The sequence below is a fragment of the Enterobacter sp. MGH 38 genome (genome assembly GCF_000492855.1).
Classification (GTDB): Bacteria; Pseudomonadota; Gammaproteobacteria; order Enterobacterales; family Enterobacteriaceae; genus Enterobacter; species Enterobacter hormaechei_C.
Genome location: NZ_KI535608.1, coordinates 998441 through 1012302 on the forward strand (window position 1 = coordinate 998441; position 13862 = coordinate 1012302).

Annotated in this window: 15 protein-coding genes; 9 read left to right on the forward strand and 6 right to left on the reverse strand. The window is 52.6% G+C overall.

Annotated elements, in window-relative coordinates:
• Nucleotides 1–57: 57 nt before the first annotated feature.
• The gene (locus L384_RS06645) at nucleotides 58–252 is read left to right on the forward strand and encodes a YdiH family protein (RefSeq protein ID WP_003857766.1); all 195 of its coding nucleotides are present in this window, start codon (nucleotides 58–60) and stop codon (nucleotides 250–252) included.
• A 46-nt stretch (nucleotides 253–298) separates the two neighbouring features.
• Here L384_RS06645 and L384_RS06640 read toward each other — a convergent pair whose 3' ends face one another.
• Both L384_RS06640 and L384_RS06635 read right to left on the reverse strand, forming a co-directional pair.
• Nucleotides 299–928: a helix-turn-helix domain-containing protein gene (locus L384_RS06640; protein WP_023324519.1), complete on the reverse strand. Its 630-nt coding sequence runs from the start codon at nucleotides 926–928 to the stop codon at nucleotides 299–301.
• Nucleotides 929–1005: 77 nt separating this feature from the next.
• Nucleotides 1006–1665: a winged helix-turn-helix transcriptional regulator gene (locus L384_RS06635; RefSeq protein WP_003857763.1), complete on the reverse strand. Its 660-nt coding sequence runs from the start codon at nucleotides 1663–1665 to the stop codon at nucleotides 1006–1008.
• Nucleotides 1666–2019: 354 nt separating this feature from the next.
• Between L384_RS06635 and L384_RS06630 the strand changes: the two genes are divergently transcribed.
• Genes L384_RS06630 through L384_RS06605 form a run of 6 tightly spaced genes read left to right on the forward strand, consistent with a single transcriptional unit; the run spans nucleotide 2020 to nucleotide 8023 of the window.
• A complete protein-coding gene (locus tag L384_RS06630; RefSeq protein ID WP_023324520.1) occupies nucleotides 2020–2550 on the forward strand; it encodes a fimbrial protein in 531 nt (176 codons plus the stop codon).
• Between the two features lie 56 nt (nucleotides 2551–2606).
• The gene (locus L384_RS06625; RefSeq protein ID WP_023315939.1) at nucleotides 2607–3284 is read left to right on the forward strand and encodes a fimbrial biogenesis chaperone; all 678 of its coding nucleotides are present in this window, start codon (nucleotides 2607–2609) and stop codon (nucleotides 3282–3284) included.
• Nucleotides 3285–3311: 27 nt separating this feature from the next.
• Entirely contained in the window at nucleotides 3312–5855 is a 2544-nt protein-coding gene (locus tag L384_RS06620) for a fimbria/pilus outer membrane usher protein (RefSeq protein ID WP_023324521.1), read from the forward strand.
• 1 nt (nucleotide 5856) lies between these two features.
• Nucleotides 5857–6804: a fimbrial protein gene (locus tag L384_RS06615; protein ID WP_023324522.1), complete on the forward strand. Its 948-nt coding sequence runs from the start codon at nucleotides 5857–5859 to the stop codon at nucleotides 6802–6804.
• Nucleotides 6805–6815: 11 nt separating this feature from the next.
• Nucleotides 6816–7328, forward strand: a complete 513-nt coding sequence (locus tag L384_RS06610) for a fimbrial protein (RefSeq protein WP_022650916.1) — start codon at nucleotides 6816–6818, stop codon at nucleotides 7326–7328.
• A 41-nt stretch (nucleotides 7329–7369) separates the two neighbouring features.
• Nucleotides 7370–8023 carry a helix-turn-helix transcriptional regulator gene (locus L384_RS06605; RefSeq protein ID WP_023324523.1) on the forward strand — a complete coding sequence of 218 codons (654 nt, stop codon included), beginning with the start codon at nucleotides 7370–7372 and terminating at the stop codon, nucleotides 8021–8023.
• A gap of 51 nt (nucleotides 8024–8074) precedes the next feature.
• Here L384_RS06605 and fdhF read toward each other — a convergent pair whose 3' ends face one another.
• From fdhF to ycgZ, 4 genes are all read right to left on the reverse strand, one after another.
• A complete protein-coding gene (gene fdhF, locus L384_RS06600) occupies nucleotides 8075–10225 on the reverse strand; it encodes a formate dehydrogenase subunit alpha (RefSeq protein ID WP_023324524.1) in 2151 nt (716 codons plus the stop codon).
• A gap of 193 nt (nucleotides 10226–10418) precedes the next feature.
• Nucleotides 10419–10697, reverse strand: coding sequence for a biofilm/acid-resistance regulator YmgB/AriR (locus L384_RS06595; protein ID WP_003857748.1), 279 nt, complete (start codon nucleotides 10695–10697; stop codon nucleotides 10419–10421).
• A gap of 29 nt (nucleotides 10698–10726) precedes the next feature.
• On the reverse strand, nucleotides 10727–11047 hold the full coding sequence (locus tag L384_RS22060; RefSeq protein WP_032658210.1) for a hypothetical protein: 321 nt from the start codon (nucleotides 11045–11047) through the stop codon (nucleotides 10727–10729).
• A gap of 4 nt (nucleotides 11048–11051) precedes the next feature.
• Nucleotides 11052–11291 carry a regulatory protein YcgZ gene (ycgZ, locus tag L384_RS06590; protein WP_003857747.1) on the reverse strand — a complete coding sequence of 80 codons (240 nt, stop codon included), beginning with the start codon at nucleotides 11289–11291 and terminating at the stop codon, nucleotides 11052–11054.
• A 339-nt stretch (nucleotides 11292–11630) separates the two neighbouring features.
• On the opposite strand from ycgZ, the gene L384_RS06585 reads away from it, so the two are divergent.
• Complete coding sequence (locus L384_RS06585) at nucleotides 11631–12851, forward strand: diguanylate phosphodiesterase (protein WP_003857746.1); 1221 nt, start codon at nucleotides 11631–11633, stop codon at nucleotides 12849–12851.
• Nucleotides 12852–13040: 189 nt separating this feature from the next.
• Nucleotides 13041–13769: a MerR family transcriptional regulator gene (locus L384_RS06580; RefSeq protein ID WP_023324525.1), complete on the forward strand. Its 729-nt coding sequence runs from the start codon at nucleotides 13041–13043 to the stop codon at nucleotides 13767–13769.
• Nucleotides 13770–13862 lie beyond the last annotated feature (93 nt).

The window sequence follows — 13862 nt, forward strand, 5'->3', positions numbered from 1 at the left end:
AAATTAGCCGCCTGATTGTGATATACTGGTCACGTTTTGAACATAAGCGAGGACATCATGGATACTGAAATAACCCCAACACAGCTGGCAATTGAATATTTACGTCGCGATAAAAGCAATCTGTCTCCAGCGCAGTACCTGAAAAAGCTGAAACAGCTTGAGCTGGAATTTACGGATTTGCTGGCGCTCTCTTCAAACGAACTGAAAGAAGAGATCTACTTTGCCTGGCGGTTGGGCGTTCACGTCCATTAAGCAGTGAAGAAAAGGCCGCAAGCGCGGCCTTTTTTGTGTCTGACAGTCAGTATCTGGCAGGCAGTTTGTTAATTTTAATCAGCCGGCCTTCTTCCATTTCGATGAACCCGCCCGTTTTCAGGTCAGCCAGGATCCGCATTACGCCGCTGCGGGAAAGCTGGGTTTTATCCCTGATATACCTTTCCGCCGTCACGCTACGTCGGTAGCTGTCATCTTCCTGCATCAGCAGCACGAGCTGCTGGCGAATCATCTCGTACGCGGTTGGCGCGCCTTTCGGCATGACGTTGTGATAAAGCCGGTTATAGACAAACATCAGATGATTAGAAAGCAGCCCCCACAGCGCCTTCTCTTTGATAATTTCAGCCACCCGCTCGGTCGTGAGCACACCAATCAGGCAAGGCGTTACCGTTCGAAGGTAGTCGGTAAAATAGATGTCCGTCAGGTTAGCGAGGCCAAACAGGGCGGGACTGCGCGCCGTCGAAAGCATCATGTCGTCGCTTCTTCTGTATATGGCGACCGTGCCGTCAAGAATTAAATAACACATGCTCTGCCCGTTTACCTGGAGATCAAGTTGCTCGCAGGGATCGGTTTTATGCGTGGTGCAGTGCGGCTGTAAATGAGAAATCAGTTCCTGAGCATAGGGAGATCCGCGATGCGATGGTTTGTCAGAAGACATAGCGTTAACCTGGAAAGAGACTGTACTCTCTATAGTGTCGCTCTTCTTTTCCACCTTCTCCAGAGATAAATACAGCCTCAGTATTTACGGGGTAAGTGATGGATCTCTACTAGAACGCCACGCTCCATGGTGATGTATTTCCCCGTCCGCAACTCCGCGAGGATCCGCATAATGCCACTGCGTGAAAGATAGGTGCGGCTTTTGATATAGGCTGCGGCGGTAATGTTTTGTCTAATGGCTTCCGGCTCCTGCATCAACTCAACCAGCTGAAAGCGGATAATGTCATAAGCCGACATTTGCGATATCTGGGCGCAATGTTCGTAAACGCGCGATGCGGTATAGATCAGCAGGTTTGAGAAGTGCTCCCATAAATTCTGTTGTGCGACAACATGATTGAAACGCGCCAGCGAAACGCTGGCCACCTCTGAGGTTTCCAGCGCTCTGACGTACAGGTGCTCAGACGATAACTGGCTGCTCACGCCGAGTATAAATGGCGCAGATTCAGAATTTAAGACGATACCGTCCCCGCGACGGTGCAACGCCACGCTGCCATGCAACAGTAAAAAGCATTGACGGGTATCGCCGGAGCAATAATGGATAATTTCTCCTCTGGCAATAATGCCTCTCTCCGCATGCGGCAAAACATTATCGATTATTTTTTCAATGTGCTTAAAAGGCTTAGCGCCGAGCACTGTTGATTTATCAATTTCTGACTCAGGCGCGAATCGGGTATTCATTTGAGACCTCACTGACTGATGCGATCATTTTTTGATCGGCATAAAGAATTATCTTAAAAAACAGCAGGTCAGGGAATGTTAGCAGCGAGTCTAATTATAGACTTATCTTTTTTTAAGTGTTAATTAATTGAAATTGCAACTTTTTTTGTTCAGGTCTAAAAGTAGACTGTGGACATTATTCTTAAGCTATTCCCGAGTGAATATGTTTTTTATTTGTTAAAAGAGGGTCTACAGCTAGACCTCAAAATTGATTGTATGCGGAAAAGGAGTTGTATAAATTTTGACTCGTCGGAAGGGGTTTAATTTCTGCAACTGAATGTCGGTAATAAATAGAGTAATACGGGATATAAAATTATGAATAAAAAATTGATGATGGCAATGTTAGCGGCAGGTTCTGTACTCACTATGACCAATGCATTGGCAGCGGCCGGTACCGTTAATTTTAACGGAAATATTCTGGATTCTGCCTGCGACGTTGATGTGGCATCCCAGAATCAGGTGGTGGTATTGGGCGATTATTATAAAACGGAATTCCCGACAACCGGGGCGAGAACGGCTGCGACGCAGTTTAATATTATTTTGAAAAACTGTCCGGTAACGGTCACCAATGCAAAAGTCCGTTTTGATGGCACGCCGGATTTAACCAACGCCAGCCTGCTGGCGATTGATACGTCCGTGGCGGGAGCGGCTACCGGGATGGCGATTAACCTGATGACGGCAGATAAAGCCGATCTGCCGCTGCACGGCAGCAACAGCTATACCTACGCACTCAGCAGTACGGCTGATAATACGTTGAGCTTCTACGCGCAGTATATTTCCACCGCGGCATCCGTTACCGCGGGCCCGGCTAACTCGGTCGCGAACTTCTCTGTGGTGTACAACTAAGTCAATGGCAGTAATTAGCAGGGGGCCGCCTGGCCCCTTGTTTTATGAGGTAAAAAATGCGTTTTATCACCACAACGGGCCTGGTTATGGCGCTGTTACCGCTGACGTTAACATCCGCCAGTGCAGGAGTAATTATTGGCGGCACCCGTGTTATTTTTGATGGGGCTAAAAAAGAAGCGTCAATAAATATTACGAATCCTGATAACGGTCCTTATTTAATTCAGTCGTGGATAGATGTTCAGGATGAACAATCGGGTAAAGCGCCTTTTATTATTACTCCTCCGCTGTATCGGCTGGACGGCGGACAAAAAAACCTCGAGCGTATTGTCATGACAGGCTCTCTGCCTCAAGGGCAGGAGAGTTTATTCTGGCTGAACATCAAAGCTATTCCGTCAGCCTCTAAGCAGATGAACTCGCTGCAAATTGCCGTCAAAACGCGCATCAAATTAATTTATCGACCAGAGGCTCTTCGTGCGTCTACCCCCGAGGAGCAGGCCAATAAATTAACCTGGCGTCGTGCGGGAAATACCCTTCTGGTTAATAATCCAACGCCGTACGTTATCAATTTCAATGAAATTACGTTGGGTAATAAGAAACTTGACGATGTCACGTATGTGATGCCTTCGGGCACAGCCCGTTTCCCGTTACCGAATGGAACCAGTGGCAATACGCTGACGTTTAAAGTCATTAACGATTATGGCAGCCCTGGTGAATTACACCGGGCCAGTTTGTGATCCTTACGCGTTAATCAGGTGCTCGTCATGACAACGGCATTGAATACAATGCAGCCTGCGCGCCTGGCAATATTTATTGCCCTCGCGCTTGCTGGTGTCTCTCCCACACTGTATGCCAGTGAGACGTTTAATACGGAACTGGTAGAGCTGGATAATCCCGGAATGGGGAAAGCGGATTTATCTGCCTTTGAATCCGGCTCGCAGGCGCCCGGGACATACCATGTTGATATTATTCTTGACGATCGGCTGCTGGAAACGCGGGATATTCGTTTCATGGCAGTGAAGGATGCTAACGGCAGTGAAACGTTGCAGCCGTGCCTGAGTATCGGGCAGTTAAAAGCGTGGGGCGTGAAAACGGCGCTTTTCCCGCAGCTCGACGCCGGGGAAGGAGAATGCGCCGATCTCAGGGCGATTCCACAGGCCAGCGCGGATTTCCAGTTTGGCGCCCAGCGCCTGGCGATCAGCATCCCACAGGCGGCCATAGACCTGCCAGCGAGAGGTTACGTTCCGCCGGATATGTGGGATGAAGGCATTACCGCGGCCATGCTCAACTACAGCCTGAGCGGGGCAAACAGCCGGGCAAGAAGCGGGGCAGGCACCCGCAGCGACAGCCAGTATGCAAACCTGCGGCCGGGGATCAACGTCGGTCCCTGGCGGTTACGCAACTACACCACCTGGTCCCGCGATGCGTCCGGCCAGGATAAGTGGGACAACGTCTACACCTTGATGCAGCGCGCGATTATTCCCCTGCAAGCCCAGCTTACGCTCGGAGACAGTTCCGCGCCTGCCGATGTCTTTGACAGCATGCCGTTTCGCGGCGTCCAGCTGGCGTCCGACGACGATATGCTGCCGGATTCCCTGAAAGGCTATGCGCCGGTGGTGCGCGGTATTGCGCGAACTAACGCGCAGGTCGTGGTGCGTCAGAATGGCTATCAAATCTACCAAAGCTACGTGGCGCCGGGCGCGTTTGAGATCGCGGATATGTATCCCACCGGCGGCGCGGGCGATCTTGATGTCACGATCGTCGAAGCCGATGGCAGTGAGCAACATTTCACCCTGCCGTACGCTTCGCTGCCGGTCCTGCAACGGGAGGGGCGACTGAAATATGCCCTTACCGCCGGGCAATATCGCTCGTATAACCGTAGCGTGGAGAAAACCCCCTTCGGGCAACTGACCGGAATTTACGGCCTCCCTCACGGGATCACGCTCTATGGCGGCGTCCAGGGGGCAGATAAGTACCAGTCGGCGGCTCTGGGGATGGGCAAGAACATGGGCGATCTCGGGGCTGTATCCGCAGACGTCACTCAGGGCTGGTCAACGCCGGAGCATACCGCGAAAACAAGCGGTCAGTCGTGGCGGGCCAGATACAGCAAGAATTTTATCACTACCGGGACCAACTTTTCGATTGCCGGGTATCGCTACTCGACCCGCGGCTATTACGGGATGCAGGACGTCCTCGGTTCGTACGGAGACAGCAGCGCGCTTCAGGACAGGCGACGTAACCGTGCCGAGCTGACGATGAGCCAGACGCTGGGGGACAACCTGGGCGCGCTTACCCTCAGTGCGGCGCGGGAAGATTACTGGAATGACGGTAAGTCGATGGCTTCGTGGAGCGTCGGCTATAGCAACTACTGGCACAACATCAGCTATGGCCTGACATGGACCTACAGCAAAAATGTCCGCTCAGCGTCAGAAAACCGCAAAAGCCAAAAAAACGCTGACCACGACCAGCTTCTGTCGTTCAACGTCAGCATTCCGCTGGATAAATTTTTGCCGCAGACATGGGCTAACTATGGCATGAACGCCAGCAGCAATAACGGGACGACGTATAACGTCGGCCTGAACGGGGTGGCACTCGAGAACCGTGCCCTGAGCTGGAACGTCCAGCAGGGATATGGCACAGAGGGCGTGGGGAATACCGGCAACGTGAACGCGGACTATAAAGGCACCTATGGCGAAGTCACGGCAGGTTATGGTTATGACAAAAACAGTGAACGCCTGAATTACGGGCTGCAAGGCGGCATTCTCGCCCATGCTGATGGCATCACGCTTTCCCAGCCGCTGGGGGAGACCAGCGTCTTAATCAAAGCCCCAGGCGCCTACTACGTGGATATCCGCAATCAGCCCGGTGTACGGACAGATTTTCGCGGATATACGGTCGTGAGCAACCTTTCTGTCTACCGGAAAAACGATCTCACCCTCGACCCGGAAACGATGCCGGACGATGTCGAGCTGGAGATCAACACCCGCACGGTGACGCCGACGCGGGGAGCGGTGGTGAGAGCCGATTATCTGCCGAAGTCAGGTCGCCGGGTGCTGATGACCTTGACCGACAACGACCGCGCCGTTCCGTTTGGGGCGGTGGTCACCCTTGTGGGTGATGAAAGCGGCAGTTTTATTGTCGGCGATCGCGGTCAGGTCTATTTAACCGGGATGCGCGAGCAGGGAACGTTAGTCGCCACATGGGGAAGTCAATCCAGCCAGCAATGCCGCGCTGATTTCACGCTGCCGAATCACTCAACGTACGGTGGGATCGCTGATATGCACACCACCTGCCGTCAGGAACGCTAACATGAAATGTCTTAACACGATGCTGCTGCTCTGTTTGCTCGCGGCGGGAAGTATCGCTCGTGCCGGTACCTGCACCACCATCATCCCACAGCTTTCCACCCTGTCCGTGGGGACGATCAACGTGCAGCGCGATGCGCCTGTCGGCACGGTGGTATTTTCCGGCGCGGCGTCAGCCACAGGCTCCTATCTTACCGGGTGTACGAATCCGCTGATGCTGGGATTCAGCATGCGCTACAACAGCGCCACGTTGAGCAGCTACGGCAACCATGTTTACAACACGAACGTCAGCGGGATAGGGATACGCTTTTCCTCCAACGGCTATTTTGAAAACCCGAGCAATACGTTCTCGTACAATGCGCAGACCTCCTATGTGGACTGGTACGGCGGGAGGATTGAGCTGGTGGTGACCGGCCCGGTCTCATCGGGGGCATTAACCCCGGGGGTGATTGGCGTCGTGACGCTTCAGGGAAGCGACGGCCTCTACCGTGACGGTCTGACCACGCAGCTCACCTCCGGCAACATCAATGCCCTGGCGTGCACGGTGAATACGGCCCAGCTGACGTTTCCGATAGGGGATATTCCCGCTTCGGTGTTCGGCACCGTGGTGGGCACCACGCCAGCGAGAGCACAGAACACGCAAAACCTGGGCTTAACTTGCGCCGCCGGAACCAATATTACGGTCTCGCTCAGTGGAATACAGAATCCGGACAGCGCCAATACCAGCGTGATGGCCTTAACCGGGCAGGGAAATGCCGGCACTGCAAAAGGGGTGGGGGTGCAGCTAATCTATAACGGTGCACCGCTGGCGATGAACAGCCGACTATTTTTGCGACAGTCTGCCGGGGGGCAAGAGACGTTGCCATTAACGGCCCGATATTACCAGACGTTAACCCGCGTGGAGTCAGGTTCAGCGAATGCCTCCGCCACCCTGAATTTGACCTACCAGTAGCAGGTAAGAAGATGAAAATAAGATGCAGGACACTGCTGTTACTTGCCTTACTCAGCGGGAAGGTATGCTCCGCTGATAGCGTCAACATCGGTGTGACGGGAAATATCGTGGCGTCGCCATGCATATTTAATGGCGGCAATAACAATCTCGATGTCAATCTGGGCAATATTCAGGCAACCAATATGGCGACGCCGGGCTCAACATCGGATCCGGTGCCTTTCAGTCTGCTGTTTACCCAGTGCCCAACGGGAACGCAGAGTGTGACCGTCGCTTTCACCGGCAGCCCCGATCCTGAGGCGGGCGCGGACTATTTTATGAACAGCGGTTCGGCCACACATGTGGCGATAGCCATGCGCGATGCCCAAACCGGTGCGCTTAAAGGAACAGGCTCCAGCATGACCCAGACCATTGCCGCGGACAGAACCGCGACATTAGCTATGCTGGCCTCGGTAAAATCCATGACGGGGGGCGCCACGCCGGGAAGCATCCGCGCGGTTGTGGTGATGACGATGCAGTACAACTGAATGCCGGTGATAAGCCTTTTTTAAAGACGTTGGTGTGAACTATGTTAAATATTCTGATTCAGGAAACGGATCTGTTTTTTCAGGCTGGGCTACAGAGCTTTTTCGAAGATTTTTTTAAGCATAACTTTCATCGCTCCATCACTTTTCACCTGGCGCTGACCAATGAAAACGTCAGCCAGGCCGATATTATTGTTCTTTCATTATGTCAGGGGGAAACGCTGACCTGTTTTCCGGAATTACTGGCCCGGCAAAAAGGAATTGTGATAGGTCTCGTCGACGATGAGCTGCGCTTTTCGGCTCTGCCTTCCTGCTTTCAGGACATTATTTTTCTTCCTCGCCGGGCATCGCTTGATCGTATTAGCGGCGTTCTGTTTATTGCGTGGTTCACGACGCAATTACCGGGTTACACCTGGAATAAAAAGACCTGTTTCGACTGCCAGCATAAAGGGTTATCCCGGCAACAAATTCGTATTCTGGTCAATTTTTACCGAGGGCTGTCGGTAGTGCAGACCGCTCAGGCGCTGGAGATGAGCGAAAAAACGGTCTTTACCCATAAATATATGATGATGCAAAAATTTAATCTGCGAAGCGATTACGAGCTGATCGTACTGTTGAGAAGGCTGATGGAGAAAAAGAGCCGGCCGAACCTGCTTCGCGATTACCTGGAAAATAATTATGCACAACAAATAGCCTGAAACGGCAGCGGATAGCTGGCCGGGCAGCGATAGCCGCCACCCGACAAGCATTTAAACGTTAACCGCAGCGATCAACCGCGTCTTCATGGTCTGGTACGCGGAAGCCGCAAAATCCTCCGCCCAGCGCTGGTCCTCGATTGCCTCAAGCTGCACGGCGCAATACTTCGTTTCCGGCGTTCTGGAGATCGGGTCGAGATTATCCTGCGTCAGCTCATTACAGGCGCCAATCCACCACTGGTAGGTCATATAGATTGCTCCCGCATTGATGCGCTCGCTGATGCTGGCGCGGGTGATCACTTTACCCCGGCGTGAACGTACCCAGACCAGCTGGCCTTCGGCAATCCCCCGTTCATCCGCGTCGGCCGGGTTAATTTGCACCCGGCCCGGCTCGTCGGCCAGGCTTTGCAGCGCCGCGCAGTTCCCGGTCATGGAGCGGCAGGAGTAGTGGCCCACCTCGCGGACCGTACAGAGCACCAGCGGGAAATCCGCATCCGGGATTTCCGCTGGCGCGCGCCACGGTGCGGCAAAGAGCTGCCCTTTACCGCTCGGGGTATCGAACTGATTATCTTTGTACAGGTACGGCGTACCGGGATGATCCAGCGTCGGGCACGGCCATTGAACGTGACCCATCTCGCCCATTTTTTCGTAGGTCACGCCGTAGAAGAGGGGGCACAGCTCGCGCATTTCGTCCCAGATCTGCTGGTTATCCTCGTAATGCATGGGATAGCCCATTTCCGTGGCCAGCAGGCTGATGATCTCCCAGTCGCGCCTGACATTGCCGCTGGACTCAATGGCTTTGCCGAAACGCTGAAAGCCGCGATCGGCACAGGTGAACACACCGGCGTGTTCTCCCCATGAGGTGGCAGGGAGCAGCACGTCAGCCAGCTCTGCCGTTTTGGTCATAAAGATGTCCTGAACCACCACAAAATCGAGCGCCTCAAAGCCGCGGCGGACCAGACCCAGATCGGCTTCTGTCTGAAGCGGATCTTCCCCCATGATGTAATACGCTTTGATCTTACCTTCCAGCGCGAGATGCGGCACTTCGGTGATGCGCGTTCCGACGCGATCGTCCATCCGGTTGACATTGATTTTCCACGCATCAGCAAATTTCAGTCTGACCGCCGGATCAGTGACGTCCTGGTAGCCGGGAAACATATTGGGCAGAACACCCATATCGCAGGCGCCCTGAACGTTATTTTGCCCGCGAACCGGCCCCACGCCGACGGCAGGGCGGCCCAGATTGCCGGTCAGCAGTGCCAGGCTGGAGAGACCTTTCACCACATCGACCGCCTGACCAAACTGCGTGACGCCCATTCCCCACATCACCGTTGCTGAAGGCGCCGCTGCGAACATGCGCATTGCCTGACGAATATCCCGCGCGGGGATCCCCGTCAGATGTTCAACCTGCTCGGGTGCGTAATCTTTTACCGTCAGTCGGTACGCCTCAAGCCCTTCTGTAAAGCGAGCAACGTAGTTTTTGTCGTACAATTCCTCTTCAAGCAGGACATAGCCAAAGGCATTGACCAGCGCCATGTTACTGCCATTTTTTAACTGAAGATGAAGATCGGCAATGCGTGCCGTTTCAATATGACGCGGATCGCAGACAATGATTTTAGCGCCATTTTCACGTGCTTTAAGCACGCGTCGGGCGACGATGGGGTGAGAGTCGGCGCAGTTATAGCCGAATACCAGCAGGCATTTTGAGTTTTCAATATCGTTAATGGAATTGCTCATGGCGCCGTTGCCGAGGGTCTCCTGTAAACCGGCAACGGACGGACCGTGACAGACGCGGGCGCAGCAGTCGACGTTGTTAGTATTCAACACCGCACGGGCAAATTTTTGCATCACATAGTTGGTCTCATTGCCCGTTCCCCGCGAGGAACCCGTGGTCATAATGGACCGAGGGCCGTACTGTTCTTTGATGCTTTTAAGCCTGTAAGCGGTATAGCGAATGGCCTCTTCCCAGGTAACAGGGGTAAAGGCCTCGCCTTTGCTGTAGCGGATCATGGGCTGCGTCAGGCGGGGGGTAAGCAGCCGAGTATCATTAAGAAAGTCCCAGCCGTAGAACCCTTTCAGGCAAAGCGTGCCCTGATTAGTTACGCCATCAGCGGCTTCGGCACGGATAATCCGGTTATTTTTAACGACGAGGTTAAGTTTGCAGCCTGCACCGCAGTAGGGGCAGACGCTGGCGATTTTTTTCATCAATAACAGACCTGTTAAGAAATGAAGCAATGTTTACTGGAAAGCCCAGTCCCTTAGCGGACTAAGCAGGATCCATGCCAAATTCGGCGTGCTTGATTAACAGGGCGTTAGGGGAGAGAGGGCGTGTCATCGTCAGTCCGTTCGTCAGAATTGACGGTGACACGCTAACCGAAGAGATGGGAAGAGTGAGGCGTTAAAGATCGTCCATGGTGTAACCGACGACAATTTCCAGCGTCTTGCGGATCACATCCGCCTTAACGACATCATCGGTGGATTCCAGCGTCTGGATCAGCCAGAGAATGATCGCTTTGTTGGTCAGATGACCTTCGGAAGCAAGAACACAACGAACCGCAGTCGAAAAAATGGCAGACTCTTCAGCAAAGCGATCGCCTGCGTGACGGAAATACTCCGACAACGCGCTATCTAAAAAGGCGGAGTGGTATTCGGGTTGAAGCTGAATATTTTGTCTCATTTGTTCTCACCGTAGCTGTAAAGTTGTAGTCAATGTATCTTTTTGGGATCGGACGGTTTTCCATTTCCAAATAACGGCACTACATTGTCTCGGTTATTTTTGAGAGATCCCTCTCTCTGAATTCGTCCTTGTGCGGTTCTGCGACCTTTAAAAGCGACCGTGCCAGAGCTGATTTCAGCTATCACCCTCGCTAATGTCTCCCGCCGCTGGGGATCCGTCTCACAGGCTTGCATGTTACGCAGACGCTGAACCAAACCCTCGGTCGTTACAGGACCGCGCTCCTTCAAAAGTGAAAGAGCGGCTTCTCCAATAAGCTGGTCGATCAGTCTGTCCGCATCACTGCTGTTCATAACATTAACGTTCGAAGAGCAGGCCAAGAAGCATGTGATAATGATGCTCCTCTTCCGGGCCATTGGCCTTTTCAAGGCGACTTAACAGTTTTGTGCAGAGCGATTTGCGATTCAGATTCCGCCCGTCGCTAAGGATTTCAACAACAACCTGACCCAATGTTTCCTGTTGGGTTGGAAGCGCGGCTTTTTCGAAGTACTGCGCAATTGCTGTTGCTGTGTCTGCGAGGTGTCCGTTCTGCTGCATGTTTCGCTCCTGTAAATTTTCGTAATCAGTAACGTTACATTTAAGGTATACATAATTTTCAAATCTGTACATTAAAAATGTACAATTTTTTAAATATTTTATAATATATTTGATAAAGTATATATTTATCATATGGTTATATGTATACAGCTTACTGCTAAATTCACAAAATATATTGTACAATTCGAAGTGGCGTTGCAGAGTTGTACAAGCCCGGAAAAGGCGCAAAGAAGTCATGTAAATTGTTGAGATGTAAATTATTTATTGGGTAATTAATGTGCTATAACAGAGTTCTCCCCACGTGTTTTCGTGGTCACCCCCTCAATCTTCAGGATTAGCATGCTCACAACCATTATTTACCGCAGTCATATCTGCGAGGACGTTCCAGTGAAAGCGCTGGAAGACATGGTCGCTGCTGCAAATTGTAGAAATCGCCAGTTCGATGTGACGGGGATTTTGCTGTTTAACGGCACACACTTCTTTCAGTTACTTGAAGGGCCCGCTGATAACGTTAAGGAGATCTATCAGCTCATCTGCCGTGACCCACGGCATCACAACGTGGTCGAATTATTAAGCGATCACGGGCCTTCAAGACGTTTTGGCAACGTAGGTATGGAGCTCTTTGACCTTCGTCAGTACGACACCGACGAAGTGCTACAAAAGGTACTCGATAAAGGCACAACCCGCTATCAGCTGACCTATAACGATCGCGCCCTACAATTTTTCCGCACCTTCGTTGAGGCCACTGAAAAAGCCAACTACTTTGAGCTGCCTCCGGCTGACGCCTGGGAGTTTGTCACCGAAAACACGCCATTATCCTCCCAGCCAACGGTAGTGGCAAAGGGCGCGGACTGTAGTTTCGCATTTCAACCTATCGTCGATCCGTTTATGCAGCAGGTGGTTTCCTGGGAAGCCCTGATCCGCACGCCGTCCGGTGAGTCCCCGGAAAGCTACTTTGCCAACCTGTCGCGTGAGGCGCTGTACGAATCGGATCTGAAGAGTAAGCAGGTGGCTTTGTCGATGGCCAGCGCGCTGGGCCTACAGACTCAAACGTTGTCCATTAATCTGTTGCCGATGACGCTGGTCAATGTTCCTGGCGCCGTCGATTTTTTACTGACGGCAATTGAGGCGAACGGTTTTGTGCCGGAGCAAATTGTGGTCGAGTTCACCGAGAGCGAGGCGATCTCGCGCTTCGAAGAGTTCACCAGCGCGGTCAGACAGCTTAAAAGCGCCGGGATCAGCGTGGCCATCGATCACTTTGGCGCGGGATTCGCCGGTCTGCAACTGCTGGCCCAGTTCCAGCCGGACAGAATCAAGATCAACCGTGATTTGATTGCTAACGTGCACAAGAGCGGCCCGCGTCAGGCAATCATTCAGTCAATCATTAAATGCTGCGCCTCCCTGGAAATTCTGTTCTGTGCGGTAGGCGTAGAGCTAGCTGAAGAGTGGATGTGGCTGGAATCTGCCGGGATTTCTCAGTTCCAGGGTCACCTTTTCGCCAGCCCGCGTCTGGGGGGCATTCCGGCGATTGCCTGGCCCGAGAAAAAGTACGATTTATAAAAAACCTGTACGTAACTGTTAAAAGTGACCTGTACGTACGGCTAAATTTATACAACAATATATTAACGAGTGAGTGGTTCTTTGAGCCATTCACTTGTCTCAGAACGAGGAGTTAGTTATACAAATGATTTGTACAATCTGATAAGGTTGGTTTGGTTAGGTATGGAAGTATTGTGCGTGAGGGAGTTAATGGCCTATTACAGTATCGGCGAAGTGGCCGAACGATGCGGTATCAACCCCGTTACGTTGCGTGCCTGGCAGCGCCGTTATGGATTGTTGAAGCCGCAGCGAAGCGAAGGGGGCCATCGTCAGTTTGACGATGAAGATATCCTGCGTATCGAAGAGATCAAACGCCTGATGAAAACGGGTGTTTCGGTCGGTAAAGTAAAAGCGCTTCTTGAAAATACAGAAGTGATGACTCAGGGGAACTGGGCATCGTTTCAGGAAGAGATGTTAACCGTTCTGCGCTATGCCAGCCCGGCAAAACTGCGCGCCAAAATCGGCGAGTTCCGCCGTGACCATGCGATGGATGTTCTGATAGATAACATCATCACCCCTGTGCGGCAGCGAATGAACCAGGACCAGAATACGGTGCGTCACATGGCGAGCCTGCTGGACGGTGTCCTGATTGAGTTTGCCGTTGCAAGCCTGGGTGAGTCGCGAAAAAAAGCAGGTAAGGATGCGCTGCTGATTGGGTGGGAGTGCGACGACCGTACGCATTTGTGGCTGGAAGCGGCCCGTCTTGCCTGTCAGGGCTGGCATATTGACGTGCTGGCTGAGCCGATTGATTCTCCGCGTCCGGAACTCTTTCCCGGGCAAAAAATTTTCGTCTGGACCGGTAAAGCGCCTACGCCTCGTCAACAGGAGCAGCTCGACCACTGGCGTGAACAGGGTTTCGCCGTTTCGATCCATCACTGATGTTAAGGGGGCCAACGGTAAACCGCCAGCGCGGGTTTTTAGCCTTCTGGCGATACGACAGGGGTATCCGCGAAGATGCATAGCATCAGTACC